Origin of the sequence: Verrucosispora sp. WMMA2121, assembly GCF_027460185.1 — a bacterium.
GTDB lineage: Bacteria > Actinomycetota > Actinomycetes > Mycobacteriales > Micromonosporaceae > Micromonospora > Micromonospora palythoicola.
In genome coordinates this window covers 370,955-392,862 of the sequence record NZ_JAPZBH010000006.1, presented here as the reverse complement: position 1 = coordinate 392,862, position 21,908 = coordinate 370,955, and the positions used below count along the sequence as shown (strand labels likewise).

17 protein-coding genes and 1 pseudogene are annotated in these 21,908 nt (G+C 71.7%); 10 read left to right on the top strand and 8 right to left on the bottom strand.

The genetic code is table 11. From position 1 onward, the window contains the following. Positions 1-77 precede the first annotated feature (77 nt). From O7605_RS10720 to O7605_RS10710, 3 genes and pseudogenes are all read left to right on the top strand, one after another. Positions 78-1,304: an MFS transporter gene (locus O7605_RS10720; protein WP_269739046.1), complete on the top strand. Its 1,227-nt coding sequence runs from the start codon at positions 78-80 to the stop codon at positions 1,302-1,304. A 49-nt stretch (positions 1,305-1,353) separates the two neighbouring features. Next, positions 1,354-2,946: a GGDEF domain-containing protein gene (locus tag O7605_RS10715; protein ID WP_269739045.1), complete on the top strand. Its 1,593-nt coding sequence runs from the start codon at positions 1,354-1,356 to the stop codon at positions 2,944-2,946. Positions 2,947-3,013: 67 nt separating this feature from the next. Further along, positions 3,014-3,761 (top strand): annotated as a pseudogene (locus O7605_RS10710) (YqjF family protein). Positions 3,762-3,781: 20 nt separating this feature from the next. Here O7605_RS10710 and O7605_RS10705 read toward each other — a convergent pair. Both O7605_RS10705 and O7605_RS10700 read right to left on the bottom strand, forming a co-directional pair. Further along, positions 3,782-4,081 (bottom strand): helix-turn-helix domain-containing protein, encoded by a 300-nt coding sequence (locus O7605_RS10705; protein ID WP_269739044.1) that lies wholly within the window; start codon positions 4,079-4,081, stop codon positions 3,782-3,784. Positions 4,082-4,084: 3 nt separating this feature from the next. Next, positions 4,085-4,435 carry a type II toxin-antitoxin system RelE/ParE family toxin gene (locus O7605_RS10700; protein ID WP_269739043.1) on the bottom strand — a complete coding sequence of 117 codons (351 nt, stop codon included), beginning with the start codon at positions 4,433-4,435 and terminating at the stop codon, positions 4,085-4,087. 155 nt (positions 4,436-4,590) lie between these two features. Between O7605_RS10700 and O7605_RS10695 the strand changes: the two genes are divergently transcribed. Then, positions 4,591-4,758 (top strand): hypothetical protein, encoded by a 168-nt coding sequence (locus O7605_RS10695; RefSeq protein ID WP_269739042.1) that lies wholly within the window; start codon positions 4,591-4,593, stop codon positions 4,756-4,758. 142 nt (positions 4,759-4,900) lie between these two features. Here O7605_RS10695 and O7605_RS10690 read toward each other — a convergent pair whose 3' ends face one another. The 4 genes from O7605_RS10690 to O7605_RS10675 all read right to left on the bottom strand — a co-directional run bounded on the left by O7605_RS10690 (position 4,901) and on the right by O7605_RS10675 (position 8,683). After that, positions 4,901-6,301, bottom strand: coding sequence for a permease prefix domain 1-containing protein (locus tag O7605_RS10690; RefSeq protein ID WP_269739041.1), 1,401 nt, complete (start codon positions 6,299-6,301; stop codon positions 4,901-4,903). Continuing rightward, positions 6,298-6,672 carry a PadR family transcriptional regulator gene (locus tag O7605_RS10685; RefSeq protein WP_269739040.1) on the bottom strand — a complete coding sequence of 125 codons (375 nt, stop codon included), beginning with the start codon at positions 6,670-6,672 and terminating at the stop codon, positions 6,298-6,300. The genes O7605_RS10690 and O7605_RS10685 overlap by 4 nt, the downstream gene beginning before the upstream one ends. Positions 6,673-6,807: 135 nt before the next feature. Next, complete coding sequence (locus O7605_RS10680) at positions 6,808-8,298, bottom strand: DEAD/DEAH box helicase (RefSeq protein ID WP_269739039.1); 1,491 nt, start codon at positions 8,296-8,298, stop codon at positions 6,808-6,810. A 163-nt stretch (positions 8,299-8,461) separates the two neighbouring features. After that, positions 8,462-8,683 (bottom strand): hypothetical protein, encoded by a 222-nt coding sequence (locus tag O7605_RS10675; protein ID WP_099851929.1) that lies wholly within the window; start codon positions 8,681-8,683, stop codon positions 8,462-8,464. 306 nt (positions 8,684-8,989) lie between these two features. On the opposite strand from O7605_RS10675, the gene O7605_RS10670 reads away from it, so the two are divergent. Both O7605_RS10670 and O7605_RS10665 read left to right on the top strand, forming a co-directional pair. Then, entirely contained in the window at positions 8,990-14,485 is a 5,496-nt protein-coding gene (locus O7605_RS10670; protein WP_269739038.1) for an ATP-binding protein, read from the top strand. A 101-nt stretch (positions 14,486-14,586) separates the two neighbouring features. After that, a complete protein-coding gene (locus O7605_RS10665; protein WP_269739037.1) occupies positions 14,587-15,060 on the top strand; it encodes an SRPBCC family protein in 474 nt (157 codons plus the stop codon). A 55-nt stretch (positions 15,061-15,115) separates the two neighbouring features. Here O7605_RS10665 and O7605_RS10660 read toward each other — a convergent pair whose 3' ends face one another. Continuing rightward, entirely contained in the window at positions 15,116-16,483 is a 1,368-nt protein-coding gene (locus O7605_RS10660) for a hypothetical protein (protein ID WP_269739036.1), read from the bottom strand. Then, a complete protein-coding gene (locus tag O7605_RS10655) occupies positions 16,473-17,069 on the bottom strand; it encodes a SigE family RNA polymerase sigma factor (protein ID WP_269739035.1) in 597 nt (198 codons plus the stop codon). Before O7605_RS10655 ends, O7605_RS10660 begins: the two co-directional genes overlap by 11 nt. A gap of 147 nt (positions 17,070-17,216) precedes the next feature. On the opposite strand from O7605_RS10655, the gene O7605_RS10650 reads away from it, so the two are divergent. The 4 genes from O7605_RS10650 to O7605_RS10635 all read left to right on the top strand — a co-directional run bounded on the left by O7605_RS10650 (position 17,217) and on the right by O7605_RS10635 (position 21,897). Continuing rightward, positions 17,217-18,284: a DUF2855 family protein gene (locus O7605_RS10650; RefSeq protein WP_269739034.1), complete on the top strand. Its 1,068-nt coding sequence runs from the start codon at positions 17,217-17,219 to the stop codon at positions 18,282-18,284. 71 nt (positions 18,285-18,355) lie between these two features. After that, complete coding sequence (locus O7605_RS10645) at positions 18,356-19,252, top strand: bile acid:sodium symporter family protein (protein ID WP_269739033.1); 897 nt, start codon at positions 18,356-18,358, stop codon at positions 19,250-19,252. Between the two features lie 171 nt (positions 19,253-19,423). Then, positions 19,424-20,800: an FAD-dependent oxidoreductase gene (locus O7605_RS10640; RefSeq protein ID WP_269739032.1), complete on the top strand. Its 1,377-nt coding sequence runs from the start codon at positions 19,424-19,426 to the stop codon at positions 20,798-20,800. Between the two features lie 182 nt (positions 20,801-20,982). Then, positions 20,983-21,897: a cation diffusion facilitator family transporter gene (locus O7605_RS10635; RefSeq protein WP_269739031.1), complete on the top strand. Its 915-nt coding sequence runs from the start codon at positions 20,983-20,985 to the stop codon at positions 21,895-21,897. The last annotated feature ends 11 nt before the right edge of the window (positions 21,898-21,908 follow it).

Below are 21,908 nucleotides of genomic sequence, written 5' to 3'. Positions count from 1 at the left end.
TCCACCGGCGGTGGCGGTGCTCCTCGCAGCGGAGCGGTCCCCCTGACGGCCGTTCCCTTCCAGCTCGAGGAGCAATTTTGCGTGCCCTGATATCCGCGCGTCTCGGCGCGGACTTCGCCAAACTCTGGACCGCCTCGGCGGTGTCCAACGTCGGTGACGGCATCACCATGGCGGCCGGCCCACTGCTGGTCGCCTCCATCACCGACAACCCGGCACTGGTCGCCGGTGCCGTCTTCGTGCAGCAGTTGCCCTGGCTGCTGTTCGCCCTGCTCAGCGGTGCCTACGTGGACCGGCTCGACCGGCGTCGCCTGGTGGTGACGGTGAACCTGGTCCGGGCCGCCGCCCTCACCACGCTGGCCCTCACCATCGCCACCGGAACCGTCACCGTGGTCGTCTGCTACGTGGTGCTCTTCCTGCTCGGTACGGGGGAGACGCTGGCCGACACCGCCATGGGCGCGCTGCTGCCATCGGTGGTCGCCCCCGACCGGCTGCCGAGCGCGAACGCGCGGCTCTACGCCACCTTCACGATCGGCAACCAGTTCGTGGCCAAGCCGCTGGGTGCCTGGCTGTTCGTGATCGCCGCGGCGGCACCGTTCGGCCTCAACGCACTCACGTTCGCCGTCGCCGCGGCGCTGCTGGCAGGGTTGCGGCCGGCCCCGGCCCCGGCCACCACGACGCACGCCTCGGTGGTCCGCTCGATCGCCGAGGGGGTGCGGTGGTTGTGGCGGCACCGGCTGCTGCGGACCCTGGCCCTGAGTATGGGCGTGGGCAACGTCGCCTTCTGCGCCGCGTTCGCGGTGTTCGTGCTCTACTGCCGGCAGCGTCTGGGAGTCTCCGACGTCGGTTACGGCTTCCTGCTCACCGCGTTCGCGGTCGGCGGACTGGCCGGCACCGCGGTGGCGGCCCGACTCGTCCGGACGGTCGGTCGAACCGCGGTGCTGCGGGTCGGGCTGGTCGTCGAGATGCTCACGCACCTGATCCTGGCCACCACCACGGCGCTCTGGGTCGTGGTGGCCGTCCTTGTCGTGTTCAGCGCGCACGGCATGGTCTGGGGAGTCACCGTCGCGTCGCTGCGACAACGGCTGGTGCCGTCGCAGCTGCTCGGCCGGGTCGGCAGCGCGTACGCGGTGCTCGATCTCGGTGGGGCGGCGGTCGGCTCCCTCCTCGGTGGACTGATCGCCGGCATCTGGGGCCTCACGACACCGTTCTGGATCGCCGGGGTGACGATGGCGCTTGTCGCTCTGGCCGCCTGGCGACCGCTGGCGCAGAGTCCGAACCGGTCGGAGACTATCGAAGAGGGCTGATTACCGTACCATCGGGCTGTTCTTCCCTGGGCGGTGCGGAGGAGACCGCATGGACGATGTGACCCTCCGAGCCCTGCGGCTACTGGAGGAGGCGCAGGCCGGTGGGGCGGCCCAGGTGCTGGCGGAGGCGGTCGCGGCACTGCGGGAACCGACCGGGGAACTGCGCGACGGCCCCGCGGCGATGCACTTCGCCCGGGTCGTCGCGCTGACCCGGCTCGGTGACCTGCGCGCCGCGATCGCCGCCGCCGATCTGATGCTTGTCGCCGCCGAGCGGGAGAACAGCGCCGGGTGGCGCTCCTGCGCGTTGTCGCTGCGCGCCGACCGGCGGCTGCGCCTCGGCGACCAGGACATCGCCGAGTACGACATCGAGGCCGTCCTGCGGGACCTAGTCCGCGCGGAGACGGCGCTGCTGGCCGGCGAACCCGATCCGGTGATCGAGGGCAACGCCCGTACCGGGCTGGCGATCGGGTACGCGAAGCTGCGCCTCTACGAGCTGGCGGTGCCGCAGTTCCAGGCGGCGTACGAGACCACCTGCCGACCCGGGTACCCGGACAACGGCAACCGGGCGATGTGGCTGTGCAACCTCGCCGAACTCAACCTGATGTGGGCCCTGGAGCTGTACCAGGTCGGTCAGGTCGCCGAGGCGGAGAAGCACACCACGGTGGCCGAGGAACACGCGGTACGGGCGATGACGGAAGCCTCCGGCCCCAAGGCGGAGGTGTGGCGGCTCTCCGCGTCGCTGTTCGCGGCGTGCGCCCGCGCCGACCGCCAGGACCCGGCCGGTGCGGCGGAGGACATCCCCCGGTTCCTGGCGTCGCTGCGGGAGCACGGTGTCGAACAGCGACACCAGGAGCAACTGCTGTGCCGACCGTTCCACGCCGTCGCGCTCAGCCGGTCCGGGCGGCCCGGTGAGGCGCTGCGCGTCATCGAGGAGGCGGTGACCGGCCTGTCGCCCGACAACGACTGGCTGATCACCGCGGCGCTGCACCGTACGCACGCCGTACTGCTGGCGAAGAACGGCGCGCGTGACGCGCTGCCCGGCCTCACCTACGGCGACGCGCTCGCCGAACTGCTGTGGCGGCAGCGGCACCGCTGGCTGCACGCGGCGGTGACCATGCAGTCGTACGACGTGCTGCGGTGGCAGCACGAGCGGGCCGAACGGGCCGCGCGGATCGACCCGCTCACCGGGGTGGCCAACCGGCGTGGTCTCGACAGCTTCCTGGAGAACCTGGCCACTCCCACCACGGGCGCATCCGACCCCGTGGCCGTGCTGATCGTCGACGTGGACCGGTTCAAGCAGATCAACGATTCGCTGGGGCACGCCACCGGCGACGATGTGCTGCGGAGGGTGGCGCAGGTGCTCGCGGCGAGCGTACGCCGGGACGACTTCGTGGCCCGACTGGGCGGGGACGAGTTCGTCGCGATCCTGCCGGGAGCCGATCTCGGTGCCGCCGAGCAGGTCGCCCAGCGGACCGTCGACGCCGTGGCCGGACTGACCGCCTGGCCGGTGCGGGTCAGCGTCGGTGTGGCCAGCGGCTACCCGTACACCCTCGGGGAGACCCTGGCGAACGCGGACCGCGCGATGTACGCGGCGAAGCGGGCGGGCGGAAACCGGATGAGCAGCCGCCACCCCTCCTCCTGATCGGACGGGCCGGTGCCGCCGGCCCAGCGGAGTGCCGTGCCGTCGGCCGGTGCGGCAGGATCGGTGTGTGGACATCGAGCCGGTCGACGCGGCACCCCTCCGGGGATTCCGCCGCGCGATGCTTCGGCAACGCTGGGACGACCTGGTCTTCCTGCACTGGCCGGTGGAGCCGGGGCGGGTCGCGCCGCTGCTGCCGGCCGGCACCCGCCCGGACACCCTCGACGGGCTGACCTACGTCGGGCTGATCGGCTTCCGGATGGTCGGCCTGGGGCTCGGTTTCGGGCCGGGTGTGCCGTACTTCGGCAGCTTCTGGGAAACCAACGTCCGGTTGTACTCCGTGGACGGCTCCGGCCGACGAGCCGTGGTCTTCCGCTCGCTCGACGCCTCCCGGCTGGTGCCGGTGCTGGTCGCCCGGGCCACCCTGCGGCTGCCGTACCTGTGGTCGGCGATGAGCCTGGAACGCGACGGCGACCGACTCCGCTACCGCTGCCGGCGCCGCTGGCCCGGCCCGGCCGGGTGCGACGAGCCGCATCGAGGTCCGGGTCGGCGGGCCGATCGCCGAGCCGACGCCGCTGGAGCACTTCGTCACCGCCCGCTGGGGCCTGCACACCCGGGCGTACGGGCGAACCCGGCACCTGCCGAACTGGCATCCCCGCTGGCCGCTGCACCACGCGGAACTGCTCGCCCTGGACGACGAACTGGTGACCGCCGCCGGGCTGCCGCCGCCGCAGGGGCCGCCGACCAGCGTGCTCTACTCGCCGGGGGTGCCGGTCGCCTTCGGCCCGCCGACCAGCGTGCGTCAGCCCAGAGCCTGATCAGCAGGCGATCCGGCGACTCAGGCAGCCGCGTCGCGTGGCTCGAAACTGACGCTGAGGCTCACGTCCAAGGCCGCCGCCAACCGCTCCAACACGGGCAGGGTCGGAACGGTGCCGCCGGCCTCGAACCGTGCGACCGCCGACTGCGTCATCCCCGATTCCTTGGCAAGCTGTGCCTGGCTCCAACCTCGGCGCTCACGAAGCTCTCGAATCGCACGACCAAGTTCGAACGCCAACCGCGTCGCGTCGTATGCCTCCGCCGCCCCCGGCTCGGCCATCCGCCGCTCCCGCAGCGAGGCCCAATCAACACGCTCACCCATGATCTAGCCCTCCTTCTCCACGGCGCGGTGCGCCTCATCGATGCATCTGGCCAACACCCGGCGTGCTCGGTCGACCTCTCGCTCGTCGCGCATACGCGTCTTGTGAAAGACGGTCAGCAAGATGATCCGCTTGTCCGACGCGATCCAGTAGGTGATCCTGACTGCTTGCCGTTCCAGGTAGAACCGCAACTCGCGTAGCTTCCCATCCTGCTGTTTCGTGTACGGCTCGCCCAGCAGTGGCCCTTGTTCGGCCAGTAGGTCGACGTAGAATGCCGCACGAGCAAACAGTGCGGCCGGCAGGCCCTCCAACCACTTTTCGACTTCCGGCTCCAACTCAACGGTACCCCACGTCATAGCATCGATGCTATATATGCCAACCTTCGTCGCCGAAGAGGGTGGTGTTCGTGTCGTTCGGCTCTTGCCGTCAAGGCACTTCAAGCGGCTGCCGGTGCCAGGGTCTCGACCACGGAGCCGGGGAAGGTCGGTGCGCTGCGCAACATGGCCGATCCGTGGAAGCCGAGATCCGCGACGACGTCGACGCGTCGATCGCCGAGGACACGCCGGCAAACGACCTGTTCACCGCACTCATTGATCGGTTCACCAGACTCGGCGGCCTCGAGCTGGATCTACCGGCGGGTTCCACGGCGCCCCGTGTGGCGAGGCTGCCCGAACGATGATTGCGAACGCGTCAAGGTCTGGGTGAGCCCCGGCCGCACGATGGTTCGCAGCTGACGCTTGCCGGGAAGGGCGGCCACCGCGTTCAAACGGGTCGCGATGACGATCGTTCGCACGCGGTGGCCGCTCGGGGCGCGTGGCGGATCAGAGGTAACTGAACAGTGGGGGGAAGAGCAGCACCACGATCCAGGCCCAGGCGGCGTAGACCGGTAGGTAGCCGGTCTGCCAGCGTTCCAGGGCCGCGAACGGGGTGCGCCGGCGGACGAATCCCAGCACCAGCCACGCCGACCAGGCGAGGTTGGCCAGCAGGATGACGTTCTCACCGAGTGCCGCGGCCTTGTTCGGGGTGGTGCCGTACTCGGTGATCCGCTCGGTGATCGCCCACAGCACCAGCACGTCGATGATGAGCGCGCTGACCACGAGGGCGAGCTGCAACCTGTCGAACAGGCCGGGCGGGGCGAGCGGGTCGCGGGCCGAGATCGAGTAGAGCAGCAGCCCCAGCACCACGACCAGCAGCAGGTCGAACAGGATCAGGGCCTCCCGCTCGACGTTGATGCCGGCGGTGGTCCAGACGATGGCGATCAGGAAGGCCAGCAACGCGGCGGTGAACAGCGGCGTGAACAGGCGGGTGAGGACGGGGGCGATGTTCTCGACGACGCTCTGCTTGGCCTCGACGAGCCAGCCCGCCACGACCACCGCGGCCACCACGCCGCACGGCAGCAACCACTGCGAGACGAAGCCCTCCGGGTCGATGCCGATGGCCTGGAAGGTGCCGACCGTGAAGGCGGTCAACACACCGCCGCCGAGGGCGATGAGGACGAAGTAGACGAAACACTCGCCGGTGAAGCGGATGAAGTCCATCCGTCGCCGCGACGAGCGTAGGTCGTCGCAGACGTAGGCCAGGCCGACCACGAACCACAGGGCTATCGGCAGGTGAATGGTGGTCAGCACCAGCGACTGGGAGTCCTCCGCGAGGGAGTAGACGTTGGCGGCCACCGCGCCGAGGGCGAACAGCGCCACCATCACCCCGATCACCGCCGTCCCGGCCCGGCGCCGCCAGGCCAGGTACGCGGCCAGCCAGGGCAGCGTGAACAACGCGAAGTTGGGTGCGTAGAAGGCCCCGTCCTGGTCGAAATCCAGGCCGAACAGTGCCGGCAGCTTGATCGACACGGCCGCGCCGACCGCGCAGACGATCATCGCGACCAGGTCGCGCCGGGACCGGTTGTCCGTCTCCGGGTCATCGGTGCCGCCGGTGAGAACCAGTTGCTTCCACAGCCGGTCCGAGTGCTCCCGGGCGAACTCGCGGGACAGCTCGTCCAGGCCGCCGAGCCGCTTGACCGCGACCAGGAACGCCTCGTCGGGGCGCAGGCCGGCGGCGATGAGTTCGTCGACCGAGCCGCGCAGGTGGTCCTCCAACTCCTCGGCGTCCGCGCGCTGCAACTCCGGCCGGCGGCGGACGTAGTGACGCCACTGGGCGAACTGGGCCTCCAGCCCGTCCGGGCCGGGGGAGGCCGTGCCGCCGTCGGGGCTGCCGGGCGCGGTCATGCCAGACCTCCCAGGGGAATCGTCACCGCGCGCCGGACGTCGCCGGGGTCGATCCAGATCGCCTTGAGGGCGCTCACCACGGTGTCCCACTGGCGACGTTGCTCGGCCAGCTCGGCCAGACCGCTGTCGGTGATGCGGTAGTACTTGCGTCGCCGCTCCCCGGGCACCGACTGCCAGCTCGACTCCACGTGTCCGAGCCGTTCGAGCCGGTGCAGCAGGGGATAGAGCAACCCCTCGGTCCAGTCCAGCTCGCCGTCGGACAGCTCGTTGATCCGCCTGAGGATGGCGTACCCGTAGCTCTCCCCGTCGGCCAGGATGCCGAGCACCATCGGCGTCGCCGAGGCGGCGACGAGATCCTTGGTGACCTTCATGAGATTCTCCCACCACCAATACCTAGAACTGTGAGGCATGGTAGTTCTAGGTATTCGGACGGCGCAAGGAAACGCCCGCCGGCATCGCCGGCGGGCGCTCAGTGAATCGTCCAGGTCGTCGGGGTGGGGTGCCGCTCAGCGCCCGCCGCCACGCCCGCCGGGCCGGGCCCGGGCGGAGAACGCGGCCGCGCCGGAGCGCGCGGCACCGGCCTGCCCGGTGCCCGACCGGGCGGCACCGGATCGTCCGCTGCCGGCCGACGCGGATCGTGCCGAGCCGGCCGGTGCCGCCCGCCCCGAGTTGGCTGAAGCGGACCGGGCCGCGCTGGTCTGGGCGGGTTTACCGCCGCGACGACGGCGGCCCGTGGATGCGGGCGGTACCTCCCGCCGGGTGGCCGGGGTCCCGGCGGCCGGCGCGACCGCGAGCGTTCGTTCCCCCGGCGCGAGTTGACGCAGCAGCGCGTCCCCGGGACGTAGTCGGGTGGTGGTCGCCGCGATGCCCGCCTTGCGGGTCAGCTCCCGCACCTCGGGGGCCTGCGTGTCGGTCATCAGCGTGACGACCGTCCCGGCCGCGCCGGCCCGGGCGGTACGCCCCGACCGGTGCAGGTACGCCTTGTGTTCCACGGGTGGATCGGCGTGCACGACGAGGGCCACGTCGTCGACGTGGATGCCCCGCGCCGCGATGTCGGTGGCCACCAGCGTGCGCACCGTGCCGTCGGAGAACGCCTGGAGGTTCCTGGTGCGGGCGCCCTGGGCCAGGTTGCCGTGCAGCTCCACCGCGGCCACCCCGGCCGCGACCAGCCGGCGGGTGAGGGTCTTGGCGCCGCGCTTGGTACGGGTGAACACCACCGTCCGGCCCGGCGCGGCGGTCAGGTCGACCAGCACGGCGAACCGGTCCTCGGCCTGCACGTGCAGCACGTGGTGCGTCATCGCGGCGACCGGCGACCGGGGAGAGTCGACGCTGTGCACCACCGGATCGGTGAGGAAGCGCCGCACGAGCACGTCGACGCCGGAGTCCAGGGTGGCGGAGAAGAGCAGCCGTTGCCCATTGCGCGGGGTCAGCTCCAGCAGCCGGCGGACGGTCGGCAGGAATCCCAGGTCGGCCATGTGGTCGGCTTCGTCGAGCACGCTGATCTCGACGGCGTCCAGGTGGGCGTGTCCGGCCTGCACGTGGTCGGCGAGCCGGCCCGGGCAGGCCACCAGCACGTCGACCCCGGCGCGCAACCCGGCGATCTGTGGCCGCGCGGCGACGCCGCCGAAGACGGTCATGGTGCGCAGCGACAACGCCTGGGCCAGCGGCGCCATCACGCTGTCGATCTGGGTGGCCAGCTCCCGGGTGGGCGCGAGGATGAGCGCCCGGGGCCGTCCGGGCCGCCGGGGCGTGGCGGTGGCGGCCAGCCGGGTGAGCACCGCCAGGGCGAAGGCGTACGTCTTGCCCGAACCGGTGCGGCCCCGACCGAGCACGTCACGACCGGCCAGGGCGTCGGGCAGCGTGGCGGCCTGGATCGGGAATGGCCGCTCCACCCCGGTCGCCGCCAGCACCCGGGTGAGTGCGGCGGGCACGCCCAGCTCGGCGAAGGTCGGGACGGTGGGCGGGGTGGTCTGTTGCTGTGGGCGGCGTGCCGCCATGAAGGCTCCGAACGTCGAAGGGGACGTCCCACCCGGCGCTGCGTTGCCGGCCGTGGCCGGGCGCGTCGACGGCGCGGGGTCTGGGACATCGAATCGGACCCGCCGTCGGGCGGGTCGCACGATCAGCCTACCCGACCGGCGGCGAGCCGGCTGCCGGTGCGGTTCAGGAGGGTGCCACGACCCGCCAGCGGCTCTGGCCGCCCATCCACGCGCCGGCCAGGATCTCCGCCGACTTGCGGCCGGGGCAGGGGTAGATCTTCGAGCGGCCGGTGCCGCCGCCGGCCCGGGCCTCGACCTCCCACGACTCGCCGTCGGTGCGGATGTAGACGTCCCGACGTCCGCGTGGGGTGTGGTCGCCGTTCCACCAGTGACGCTCAACTCTCACCCGCTGACCGTATAGCACCAGGTCCGTCAGGGAAACGTTTGATGATCTTGGGAGATTTGACCGCCACGCAGGGTGTTTGTCGTCTCGACCCGGTGTGGTCGTTGAGCGCCCGTCCGGGGTGACCCGGACCACCCGTCGTCCGGGTCGAAGCGTGGCGTTGGAGGGTCCCGACAAAATCCGTTGTCCGGAGGTGGTAGTTCCCACGTCTTCCTTACCCGCCGGTAGCCACGAAGGTTGGTTGAGCGGGACCCCCTGTCCGAGGGAGCGTCCCCTCCTGTCAAGGACGATCTTCCGGAGGCCTGCTCGGTGTTCAGCCGCATCGCCATCGTCAACCGGGGAGAGGCCGCCATGCGGCTGATCCACGCTGTTCGCGAGCTCAATGCCGAGACCGACGCCCCGCCGATCGAGACCGTCGCGCTCTACACCGAGGCGGAGCGGTCGGCCACCTTCGTACGCGAGGCCGACCACAGCTACTGCCTCGGGCCCGCGTCCGCCCGACCGTATCTGGACCACCGGGTGCTGGAACGGGCGTTGCACGACACCGGCGCCGACGCGGCCTGGGTGGGTTGGGGCTTCGTGGCCGAGGACCCGGCCTTCGCCGAGCTCTGCGAGAAGAACGGCGTCACCTTCATCGGCCCGAGCCCGGAGGCGATGCGCAAGCTCGGCGACAAGATCGGCGCGAAGCTGATCGCCGAGGAGGTCGGCGTCCCGGTGGCGCCGTGGAGTCGCGGCGCGGTGGAGAGCCTCGACGCGGCCCAGCGCGCCGCGGCCGAGATCGGCTACCCGCTGATGCTGAAGGCGACCGCGGGCGGGGGCGGCCGGGGCATCCGGGTGGTACGCAGCGACACCGAACTCGCCGAGGCGTACGAGCGCACGAGCCTGGAGGCGCAGCGCGCGTTCGGCAGCGGTGTGGTCTTCCTGGAGCGGCTGGTCACCGGCGCGCGGCACGTCGAGGTGCAGGTGATCGCCGACGGCCAGGGCACCGCGTGGGCGCTGGGCGTGCGGGACTGCTCGGTGCAGCGACGCAACCAGAAGGTGATCGAGGAATCCGCCTCGCCGGTGCTCTCCGCCGAGCAGACCCGCGAGCTGAAGGAGGCGGCCGAGCGGCTCGCACTGGCCGTGGACTACCGGGGCGCGGGCACCGTGGAGTTCCTCTACCACCCGGGCGACCGGATGTTCGCCTTCCTGGAGGTCAACACGCGGTTGCAGGTGGAGCACCCGATCACCGAGGCCACCACCGACTTCGACCTGGTGAAGGCGCAGATCCAGGTGGCCGCCGGGGGACGGCTCGGCGACCGGATCCCGGTCGAGGCGGGGCACGCCGTCGAGGCCCGGCTCAACGCCGAGGACCCCGACCGGGACTTCGCCCCGTCGCCCGGTCGGATCGTGCGCCTGGTGCTGCCCAGCGGACCCGGCGTGCGAGTGGACACCGGGGTCAGCGAGGGCGACGTGATCCCCGCCGACTTCGACTCGATGATCGCGAAGATCATCGCGTACGGCCGCAGTCGCGACGAGGCGCTGAGCCGGTTGCGCCGCGCGGTCACCGAGACCACGGTGATCATCGAGGGTGGTGCGAGCAACAAGAGCTTCCTGCTCGACCTGCTGGACCAGCCCGAGGTGATCGACGCCAGCGCCGACACCGGCTGGATCGACCGGGTCCGCGCGCAGGGCCGCCTGGTCTGCACCCGGCACTCCGGGGTGGCGCTGGCCGCCGCCGCCATCGAGGCGTACGAGGACGAGGCGCACGTGGAGCGGCAGCGCCTGCTCTCCACCGCGCACGGCGGCCGTCCCCAGGTCCAGCACGTCAGCGGCCGGCCGATCGACCTGAAGCTGCGCGGCGCGACCTACCGGGTCTCCGTCGCGCAGACCGGACCACACCGGTTCCGGGTGGGCGTCGGTGAGACGGCGACGGTGGACGTCGAACTGGAGCGCTACGACGAGCACAGCGGACGGATCCTGGTCAACGGTCGGCGGTTCCGGCTGGTCACCGACACCCACGGACCCATCCACCTGGTCGAGGTCGACGGCGTCACGCACCGGGTCAGCCGCGACGAGGGCGGCGTACTGCGCTCCCTGTCACCCGCGCTCGTCGTCGCGACCCCGCTCGCGGTGGGCGACGAGGTCGAGGCCGGCGCGCCGGTGCTGGTGCTGGAGAGCATGAAGATGGAGACCGTGCTGCGCGCCCCGTTCGCGGCGAAGGTACGCGAGTGCCTGGTCTCCGTCGGCAGCCAGGTGGAGACCGGCGCACCGCTGCTGCGCCTGGAGCCGCTCGGTGACGGGACCGCGAGCGAGGTCGCCGAGTCCAGCGCCGTCGACCTGGAACTGCCGCCCGAGCCGAGCGGCCTGTCGGCCGGCGACCGGGTCGCGCGGGGCATCGCCGACCTGCGCAGTCTGCTGCTCGGCTACGACCTGGACCCGCGTGACGAGCGCCGAGTCCTCGCCGCGTACCTGGCCGCCCGGGCCGAACTGCCGCACCGGCCGCTGGAGGAGGAGGTCGAGCTGCTCCAGGTCTTCGCCGACCTGTCCGAGCTCAGCCGCAACCGGCCGGCCGGTGAGGAGACCAGGACCGACACCCGGGTGCACAGCCCGCGCGAGTACTTCCACACCTACCTGCAGTGCCTCGACGTCGAGCGGGCCGCCCTGCCGGAGACGTTCCGTCAGCGCCTCGCCCGGGTGCTCGCCCACTACGGCGTCGAGGACTTCGAGCGGACGCCGGAGCTGGAGGAGGCCGTCTTCCGGATCTTCCTCGCCCAGCAGCGGGCGGCGGCCGACGTGAAGGTGGTCGTCACCTTCCTGCAACGGTGGCTGACCGAGCCGCCGCCGGCCGAAAGCCTGCGCGAGCTGGTCGGTCAGGCGTTGGAACACCTGATCTTCGCCACCCAGCGCCGCTTCCCGGTGATCGGCGACCTCGCCCGCAGCGTGGTGTTCCGCTGGGCGGCGCAGCCGATGCTGCGCCGCAAGCGGGCCGAGGTGTACGCCGACGTGCGGCGCAACCTGCGTCACCTCGACCGCGACCCCGGCGCGGCCGACCGGGCCGAGCGGATCGCGACGATGGTCGCCTCACCGGAGCCGCTGGTCCGGCTGCTCGCCCAGCGCATCGGCCGGCCGGGCGTCGACCACGGCCCGATGCTCGAGGTGCTCAGTCGCCGCTACTACGGCAGCCGTGGCGCGAGCGACGCCCGGGCCGTCGAGGTGGCGGGACGGTCGTTCTTCACCGCCGGGTACGACCGCGACGGTGAACGTTTCCGACTGGTCGCCGCGGCCACGGACTTCGCCGGGCTGCCGGCGGCCCTGACGGAGATCGCCACGCTGGTCGGCGCGGACGACGGCTCGCTGGTGTCGGGCGGCGATCCCGTGCCGTCGGTCGCCGACGTGTACCTGACCTGGGCCGAGCAGCCCGACGCGGACGCGATGGCCGCGACCCTGCGGGAGGTGCTCGACCAGGCCGGCCTGCTGGACATGCTCCAGCGGGTGACGGTCTCCGTCGCCGGACGTAACGGCGCCGAGATGCACCACCACTTCACCTTCCGGCCGGACCTGGGCGAGGACCGGGTGATCCGGGGCCTGCACCCGCTGATCGCCCAGCGTCTGCAACTGCCCCGGCTGCGCAACTTCGACCTGACCCGGCTGCCCTCGGCCGACGAGGAGGTGTACCTCTTCCACTGCGTCGCCCCGGACAATCCGGCCGACGAGCGGCTGGCCGCGATGGCCCAGGTACGCGACCTCACCCCGCTGCGCGACACCGACGGTCGGATCCTGGCGCTGCCCGCGGTCGAGGGTGCGCTCGACGCCTGCCTCGACGCGATCCGCAAGGTGCAGGCGCAGCGCCCGGCGAAGAAGCGGTTCGACACCAACCGGATCACCATCTTCGTCTGGCCGCCCAACGAGCTGAGCATCGAGGAGCTGAACACCGTCGCCCAGCGGGTGCTGCCGATCACGGCGGACGCCGGGCTGGAGGAGGTGCTGTTCCTCGGCCGCCAGCGGGACACGGACACCGGTGAGCTGACCGACATCGCGGTGCAGATCTCCTACGCCGAGGGCATGCGCATCTCGGTCACCGAGCCGACGGCGGAGCTGATCCAACCGCTCGACGACTACCGGCAGAAGGTGCTGTCGGCTCGGCGGCGCGGCACCACCTACCCGTACGAGCTGACCGAGCTGCTGGCCGGCCGCAACGGCAGCTTCGTCGAGCACGACCTGACCGACTCCGGCGAACTGGTGCCGGTGCGGCGACCCAAGGGCCAGAACAGGGCAGGCATCGTCGTCGGGGTGGCGAGCACGCCCACCGAGCGCTATCCGGAGGGTGTCACCCGGGTGGTGCTGCTCGGCGACCCGACCAGGGCGCTGGGCGCGCTGGCCGAGCCGGAGTGCGCCCGGGTGATCGCCGCGCTCGACCTGGCCGAGCGGATGCGGGTACCGGTCGACTGGTTCGCGCTGTCGGCCGGGGCGCGGATCTCGATGAGTTCGGGCACCGAGAACATGGACTGGGTGGCCGCCGCGCTCAAGCGGATCGTCGAGTTCACCCAGGCCGGCGGTGAGATCAACATCGTCGTCGCGGGCATCACCGTGGGCGCCCAGCCGTACTGGAACGCCGAGGCCACGATGCTCATGCACACCCGGGGCATCCTGGTGATGACGCCCGACTCGGCGATGGTGCTGACCGGCAAGCAGTCGCTCGACTTCTCCGGTGGGGTCTCCGCCGAGGACAACTTCGGCATCGGCGGCTACGACCGGGTGATGGGTCCCAACGGTCAGGCCCAGTACTGGGCGCCGGACCTGCGCGGCGCCCACCGGGTGCTGATGGCGTACCACGACCACGCCTACGTGGCACCGGGGGAGAGCCGGCCACGTCGTGCGGTCACCACCGACCCGGTCGACCGTGACATCTCCGACTACCCGCACGCCGTGCCGGACAGCGACTTCACCACCGTCGGCGAGATCTTCTCCCGGGTACGCAACCCCGACCGCAAGAAGGCGTTCGACATCCGTACGCTGATGCGGGCCCTGGCCGACCAGGACCACGCGGTGCTGGAACGCTGGGCGGGCATGGCCGACGCGGAGACGGCGGTCGTGCAGGACGTGCACCTCGGCGGCATCCCGGTGTGCTTGCTCGGCATCGAGTCCCGCTCGGTGCCCCGGCGCGGGTTCCCGCCCACCGACGGGCCGGACACCTACACCGCCGGCACGCTCTTCCCGCGGTCGTCCAAGAAGGCCGCCCGGGCGATAAACGCGGCAAGCGGAAACCGGCCGCTCGTGGTGCTGGCGAACCTCTCCGGCTTCGATGGCTCGCCGGAGTCGATGCGCCAGTTGCAGCTGGAGTACGGCGCGGAGATCGGCCGGGCGATCGTCAACTTCGACGGACCGATCGTCTTCTGCGTGATCTCGCGGTACCACGGTGGCGCGTTCGTGGTCTTCTCCAAGGCGCTCAACCCGAACATGACGGTCCTCGCCGTGGCGGGCTCCTTCGCCTCCGTCATCGGCGGCGCACCGGCCGCGGCCGTGGTGTTCGCCGGTGACGTCGACGCCCGTACCGCGAAGGATCCCCGGGTGGCCGAGCTGGAGGCCCGCGTCGCGGCGGCGAGCGGCGGGCAGCGGGCGGCGCTGGTGACGCGGCTGATGGACGTACGCGCGTCGGTGCGGGCGGAGAAGCTGGCGGAGGTGGCCGCCGAGTTCGACGGCGTGCACAGCATCCAGCGGGCGGTCGAGGTCGGCTCGGTGGACGCCATCATCCAGCCCGAGGAACTGCGGCCGCAGCTCATCGCGGCGGTCGAGCGCGGCCTGGCGAAGGCGGCAGCGGGGTAGCTCCGCGCGGCGACCAGGGAGATCCGCTCGACCACCGTGGCGAGCGGTCGGGCACGCCGGTGGCGGGACATGGTCCGGCCGTCGGCGTGCCACGATTGGGTGTGCCCGAGGACCGGAAGCCGCCGATCGCGTTCGATACCACCTGCACCGTCGCGGCTCCGCCCGAGGTGGTGTACGCGCACCTGGCCGATCCGCGCAGCTACATCGGACTGTCGCCGCTGATCGTGGCGGTCGACGAGGTGCGGCACGGTCACGACGCCGAGGGCCGCGCGGTCGCCGAGTACCTCGCCGTCGAGCGGTTCCGGCTGGTCGGGCCGGTGCGGTGGGACAACCGCATCCGGGTACGCATGGTGTCGACGCCGCCGCACGGCCCGCTGGTCAGCCAGGTGCGCAGCCCGGGCTGGGTGTCCCTGCGGGCCGTGGTGACGCTGACCGCCGGGTCGGCGGGCACCCGGGTGCACGAGCGGGTCACCGCCGACGCGCCGGCGCCGCTGCGGCGCTTCGTGGCCGGTGAGGCCCGTCGGGTCGCGGCGTACCGGGCGGCCGAACTGACCCGCCGCATGGCGGCCCGGTAAGCCCGCACCGGCGCCGTCCCGGACACCGCACGGTCTCCGGGACGGCGCCGGTTCGTCACCAGAGCCAGACCGTCGGTTCGGCGAGCTGGTAGCTGTCGGCCGTGAGACGCGGCGTGGCCGTGCTGAGCAGGAGCTGGTCGGCACCGTCGAAGACCTTCAACCCGGCAACCTTACGATTGTCGACTGCGAAGACACCGAGCCCGTTGATGAGCGGTCCGTCGGTCACCGTGGAGCCCCGCGCGTCGACAAGCTCGGCGCGCGTCGCCGACTCCGGCCCGGCCACCAGCAGGCCGGCAGTCTCGCCCGGTAGCGGCACAACGACGATGTCGGAGCTACCGACGCCCGTGCGACGGTCGAGCAGAACCGCCGACTCCGAGCGCGGAAGTGCGCGCACGTCGGCCTTCAGCATCGCGGCGCAGCCGCCATCGGCCGAGCAGGACCGGACCAGAACGGCTGCCGGCGCGCCGGGAACCCAGGCGGGCAACCGACCGGTCCAGCGCACCTGGGGCGTCGAGCCGGTGAGTCCTTCGCCGTCGAGCATGCCGCGCAGTTCGCGGACGGCGGAGACGCTGAGGTCGGGCTGCCGCAGCGCCGAGGCGATCGGCACGGTCGTCCGGACCATGCCGGTCTGGACCGCCGGGCCGGCGTACCGGACCACCCCGTCGCAGGTGAACTGCCACCGTCCGGCCGTCTCACCCGCCCCATGCACCACAAAACCGTCGGTGTCGACCGGCCGCCAGGATCGGACGATCGATCCGTCCGGCTGAAGCCGACCGTCCGTGGAGATCTCCACCTGACAACCGGCCGGTGCCAGGCCGACCGCGAGATCGGCGCTGTGGTCGTCGTCCGCGAGGGAGTGCCGTCCGAAGAAGACATACGGAGTCAGCTCCTGTGGCTCGTCCGGCGTGCCGGTCTGGTCCAGCAACTCCGGCACGGAGGCACCCGCCGGGCCGCTGCCCTGGCGTAGCAGTGCGTGCGAATCGTCCAGGTAGGCCACCACCACCACGCGGGCACCTGGCGCGTCGTGGGCGAACAGCACCCGCACGTCTTCCAACGAGGGATCGACAAGGAGTTCGGCGCGGGCGGCCCGGTACTCCCGTTCGATGGTGGCGATCAGTGTGGTGTCGCCGGCCAGGCTGCCGCGGGTGGGCGAGTCGAGCAGCCGCCGCACCATCGGATCGTCGATCGGGCTCGCCGGCTGGTACGCCGCAGTGGTCAGCGACGACCCGTCGGAAGTCAGCAGGTTCGCCCCACCGAGCGGCGGTAGCAGCACCACCCCCAGCACCAGGGCGGCCACACCCGTCACCGCCGCCTGTCGCTGCCGGCGTCGCCGTACGCGACGTAGCAACCGCTGGTACGGGTCGGGCTCGGGCACCACCGGTTCGGCGAGCCGGGCCAGCGCGTGCCTGATCTCATCGGCCATCGCTCGGATCTCTCCTTCTCGACGCGTCCGGCACCGCGGCCAGCGAACCCTTGCCGACGTCGCGGCACGGTGCCGGTTGTTCCGATGTCACCGGCCGGGGCGGTGCCGCCGGCAGCACCGCCCGGAGCCGGGCGAGCGCCCGTGAGGACTGGCTCTTCACGGTGCCGACCGAGCATCCGAGCACGTCGGCTATCTGGGCCTCGGTGAGGTCTTCCCAGTAGCGCAGGACCAGCACCGCACGCATCCGGGGTGGCAGGTGATGCAGCGCGGCGAGCATCTCGTCGCGGACCACGACATCGTGGGCCAGGTCCCGGCCAGGCTCGCTCGGAGACCGCCAGGAACCTGTGACACCGGCGAGGAGCTCCCGGGAACCGAACCGCCGCCAGAGCCGGGTCCGCTCGTTGACCATGATCCGGCGGACGTACGCCATCGGCTCGTCCACCTGACTCCACCGGCGCATCGCCCGCATCAGCGCGATCTGCACCAGATCCTCGGCCGCGTGACGGGAACCGGTCAGCAGGTACGCGGTCCGGACCAGGTCCGCGTACCTGATCTCGACGAACTCGCGGAAGCCGTCATCGGTCACCTGCTCCCCTCCAGCCCTGCCTGGGCATCGTTCATGACAGGAAGACCCCGGGCCGACCGGAAAGGTTGTGCGGTGCCGACGAGGAGTGGGATTTTGCACCTACAGTGCATCTTGTTTCGGAGGCCGGGGCTGCCTAGCGTCTTCGGCATGGCTGCCTCCTGGACGTTCGCCGTGGCCCGTGCCGAGCTGAGCCGCACCACCCTGGTGGAGCGTGCCGTGCCCGCGCTGTCCGACGGCGAGGCGCTGTTACGCGTGGACCGTGTCGGACTGACCGCGAACAACGTCACCTACGCGGTGCTCGGCGACTCGATGCGCTACTGGGAGTTCTTTCCACCCGACCACCATGGGCTGGGAGGGCAGTGGGGGCTGCCGCCGGTGTGGGGCTTCGCCGAGGTGGTCGCCTCCACCGTCGCCGAGGTCGAGGTGGGGTGCCGGGTGTACGGCTACCTTCCGCCGGCCGGACACCTGGTGGTCCGGCCGGCGAGGGTGGACGCCTCGGGATTCCGGGACGCCAGCGCGCACCGGGCCGACCTGCCGTCGCCGTACAACGGGTACCGCGCGACCGTCGGTGACCCGGCGTACCGGGCCGACCAGGAGGACCTGCTGATCCTGTTCCGGCCGCTGTTCTTCACCTCCTTCATGCTGGCCGACCAGGTCGTCGACAACGACTGCTACGGCGCGACGTCGCTGGTCGTCTCGTCGGCGTCCAGCAAGACCGCGTACGCCGCCGCCGTCGAACTGCGCGCGCGCGGCCCACGCCTGGTCGGGCTCACCTCGCCCGGCAACGTCGAGTTCACCCGCGCGCTCGGCTGCTACGACGAGGTGCTGCCGTACGACGGGATCACCGCCCTCGACCCGGTGCCGACGGCGTACCTCGACCTGTCCGGTGCTCCCGCGACCCGGGTCGCCCTGCGGCGGCACCTCGGCGACCGGCTGGTGCGCGACATCGCGGTCGGCCTGACCAACCAGATCCCGAACGCCGACGCCGCCGGGGAGGTCTTCTTCGCCCCGGTGCAGATGCGCAAACGCCGCCTCGACTGGGGTCGCGACGGGCTCGACCGACGGTTCGCCGACGCCTGGCGGCGCTTCACCGAGGTGGCCGGCGAATGGGTCGACGTCCAACTCGGCACCGGCCCGGCCGCACTGGAGAGCGCCTGGCTCGACGTGCTCGCGGGCCGAACCCCGCCCCGGGTGGGGCGGGTCGTCCAGTTCTGAGCGGGGGGAGCGGACACCCCGGCCGCATGGAGGATTGCCAGTGCATTACCCGGTGGTAACGATGTCGTGTCATGGACTCCGCTCTGACCCTGATCGGACTACCCGTCGCCCTCGGCATCATCATGCTCGGTCTGGGTCTCGGCCTGACCACCGGCGACTTCCGCCGGGTGGCCCGGCACCCGAAGGCCGCCGTCATCGCGCTGGGGTGCCAGGTGCTGCTGCTCCCGGCGCTCTGCTTCGGCCTGGTGCTCGCCTTCGACCTGCCGCCCGAACTGGCGGTCGGGATGATGCTGTTGGCCGCCTCGCCGGGCGGCACCACGGCCAACCTCTACAGTCACCTGTTCGGCGGCCACGTGGCGCTGAACATCACCCTGACCGCCATCAACTCGGTGCTGGCCGTGTTCACCCTGCCGATCGTGGTCAACCTGTCGGCGGCGTACTTCCTCGGCGACGCGCGGAGCATCGGGTTGCAGTTCGACAAGGTGCTTCAGGTGTTCGCGATCGTGCTCGTCCCGGTCGTGGTCGGCATGCTGATCCGGGCACGCTGGGCCCGGGTGGCCGAGCGACTGGACCGCCCGGTCCGGGTGCTGTCCGTGGTGGTACTGGTCGCGGTGATCGCCGGTGCGGTGCTCGGTGAGCGGGAGAACCTCGCCGACTACTTCGTCTCGGTCGGTCTGGCCGTACTCGCGTTCAACCTGCTCAGCCTCGGCATCGGGTACGGGGTGCCGAGGCTGGCCGGGGTCGAGCGCAGCGCCGCCAAGGCGGCCGGGTTCGAGATCGGCATCCACAACAGCACGTTGGCCATCACCATCGCGCTCAGTCCGGCGCTGCTCGACAGCACCCGGATGGCGATTCCCGGCGCGGTCTACGGCATCGTCATGTTCTTCACGGCTGCCGCCTTCGGGTACCTGGTCAACCGGGCGGGCAGCGGACGCGACGCCGCGCCGGACGGTGCCGTCCGGACCTGAGCCGACGCGGCGGTGTGACGGAGGTACGACCGGATCGCCGTCGGCGTTCCCTTGCTGTGCAACGATCGTTGGGCGTCATGCCGACCGCCCGGCTCCGTCGGCCTGCCCGGGCAACGGTCACTGGCAGGCCGACGGGAAGGCGTCCCACCTCGTACCCCTTTGGAGAGCACGATGTCCCGCTCCCCGGCTCGGGTCCTCGCCGCGCTGAACGCGGTGCGACCGCCCGACCAGTCGTCTCCCGTCATCGGCAAGGCGGTGGTCGTCGGCGGCAGCATCGCCGGGATGCTGGCCGCCCGGGTGCTGTCCGACCACGCCGAGTGCGTGGTGGTCGTCGACCGCGACGACCTGCACGCCACCGGTGGACGGCCGGGCGTACCACAGGGAACCCAGCTGCACGCCCTGTTGCCCGGCGGGTTCCTCCTGTTGGAGCAGCTGTTCCCCGGGTTCCGGGAGCAGGCCCTGGCGCGGGGGGCGGTGGAGGCTCCGCCCGCGGCCCGGCGGACCTACCTGGACGGCCGGCTGAAGGTCGTCGTGCCGGACGACGCGGACAGCCTGGCCGGCAGCCGGCCGCTGCTGGAGTCGTTGATCCGGCAGCAGGTGCTGCGACTGCCGAACGTCAAGACGATCACCGCGCGGGCCACCGGCCTGGTCTTCGACGGCGACGTGACCAGCGGCGTGCGGTGCGACGTCGGCGGTTCGCCCGGTGTCGAGCACGCCGACCTGGTGGTGGACGCCATGGGGCGGTCCAGCCGGCTGTCCGACTGGTTGGCGGAGGCCGGCTGGGAGCGGCCGGCGCTGCGGCGGATGACGGTGCACCTCAACTACGCGACCGCGTTGTTCCGGCGCTCCGAGGCGAATCCGGAGCACGCGGTGGTGCTGGCGCTGAACAGCCCGACGAGGTCGGTGGACGTGGCCGGTGCCGCCTTCTTCGCGATCGAGGACGGTCGGTGGATGGCCATGATGGCCGGCTACGGGGAGAACCGTCCCGGCCGCACCGCCGAGGATTTCGTCCGCCGGCTGCGGGAGCAGTTTCCGCCGGAGTTCGCGATGGTCGCCGACAGCGAACTCCTCGGCGACGTGCAGACCTACCGGCACGCCGACAGCCGGCGCCGGGACTTCCACGCGCTGACCCGGCTGCCGGCGGCGCTGGTGAGCGTCGGTGACGCGGTCGCCTCGTTCAATCCGGTGTACGGCCAGGGCATCACCGCCGCCGCGCTGCACGCGGCCTGCCTGGCCAGCTACCTGCGGTCCGGCCCGGACCTCGGCCTGCCGGCCCGTCACTTCTTCGCCCTCCAGAAGGTCGTGGTCGACGCCGCCTGGTCGATCTCCACCTCGGCCGACCTGGCGTTGCCGCACGTCGACGGTCCCTATCCACGCGGCTACCGGCTCTCCAGCTGGGTGAGCCGGCAGATCATCGCGGCGACCGTCACCGACGTGGCCACCGCCCGCCGGTTCAACGACGTCGTCTCGATGCGCAAGCACCCGAGTTCGCTGGCCACCCCCACGGTCATCCTCAACGCCCTGCTCGCCAACCGCCGCGCCCGCTGACCCCACCCCACCGCTCCCTCCCCGCGATCTTGCACTTCCTGCCCCCGCACAAGCGGAGGAAAGGTGCATCTCGGGACCACAAGTGCAAGATCGCGGGGGTAGGTGGGGCGCGACTGTTGCATTTATAGCAATGTCAGCATATGTTTTTCGTGGGTGGGGTTGCGGGTTTCGAGGAGGTTGGGGTGGGGGGTGGGCACGATCACGGGCGGCAGGTCGCCCGGGCGGGGGAGAAGCACCGCGGGCGGCTGTGGGCGGCCTTCGTCCTGCTGACGGTCGTCATGCTGGTGGAGGCGGTCGGTGCCTGGGTCAGCGGCTCGCTGGCCCTGCTGTCGGACGCCGGCCACATGTTCACCGACGTGCTGGGGATCGGCATGGCACTCGCCGCGATCACCGCCGCGAGCCGGGCCACCCGGGCGGGTCAGCGCACCTTCGGCCTGTACCGGATGGAGGTCCTGGCGGCGCTGGCCAACGCGGTGCTGCTCTCCGGGGTGGCCCTCTACGTGCTGGTGGCGGCGCTGCGGCGGCTCGACGAGCCGCCGGAGGTGCTGGTCGGCCCGATGCTCGTGGTGGCCGTCGGCGGGCTGGTCGCCAACGTGGTCGCCTTCCTGCTGCTGCGCGCCGGGTCGACGGAGAGCCTCAACGTGCGCGGCGCCTACCTGGAGGTTCTCGGTGACCTGCTCGCCTCGGTCGGCGTGCTCGTCGCGGCCGGGGTGATCGCGCTGACCGGCTGGTGGTACGCGGACCCGATCGTCGCCGTCGCGGTGGCGCTGTTCATTCTGCCGCGCACCTACCGCCTCGCCCGCGCCGCGCTGCGGGTGCTGGTGCAGGCCGCGCCGCCACACCTGGACGTCGCCGAGGTACGCGACGGGCTGCGCGGGCTCGACGGCGTCGCCGACGTGCACGACCTGCACGTGTGGACGCTGACCTCGGGCATGGAGGTGGCCTCGGCACACCTCACCCTGGACACCGGAGCCGAGCTGGCCCCGGTGCTGACCGCCGCCCGGCAACTGCTGCACGACCGCTTCACCATCGAGCACGCCACCTTGCAGGTCGAACCACGCGATGCCGAAGGCGTCTGCGGCGGCGCCCACTGGTGAGTCGTCAGCGG

Bases quoted from the DNA above. Each gene is read 5' to 3' on its own strand.
- O7605_RS10680 (WP_269739039.1), bottom strand. From the start codon at position 8,298: ATGGCGGCACGCCGCCCACAGCAACAGACCACCCCGCCCACCGTCCCG.
- O7605_RS10715 (WP_269739045.1), top strand. From the start codon at position 1,354: ATGGACGATGTGACCCTCCGAGCCCTGCGGCTACTGGAGGAGGCGCAG.
- O7605_RS10690 (WP_269739041.1), bottom strand. From the start codon at position 6,301: ATGACCGCGCCCGGCAGCCCCGACGGCGGCACGGCCTCCCCCGGCCCG.
- O7605_RS10640 (WP_269739032.1), top strand. From the start codon at position 19,424: ATGTCCCGCTCCCCGGCTCGGGTCCTCGCCGCGCTGAACGCGGTGCGA.
- O7605_RS10700 (WP_269739043.1), bottom strand. From the start codon at position 4,435: ATGACGTGGGGTACCGTTGAGTTGGAGCCGGAAGTCGAAAAGTGGTTG.
- O7605_RS10650 (WP_269739034.1), top strand. From the start codon at position 17,217: ATGGCTGCCTCCTGGACGTTCGCCGTGGCCCGTGCCGAGCTGAGCCGC.
- O7605_RS10660 (WP_269739036.1), bottom strand. From the start codon at position 16,483: ATGGCCGATGAGATCAGGCACGCGCTGGCCCGGCTCGCCGAACCGGTG.
- O7605_RS10685 (WP_269739040.1), bottom strand. From the start codon at position 6,672: ATGAAGGTCACCAAGGATCTCGTCGCCGCCTCGGCGACGCCGATGGTG.
- O7605_RS10645 (WP_269739033.1), top strand. From the start codon at position 18,356: ATGGACTCCGCTCTGACCCTGATCGGACTACCCGTCGCCCTCGGCATC.
- O7605_RS10705 (WP_269739044.1), bottom strand. From the start codon at position 4,081: ATGGGTGAGCGTGTTGATTGGGCCTCGCTGCGGGAGCGGCGGATGGCC.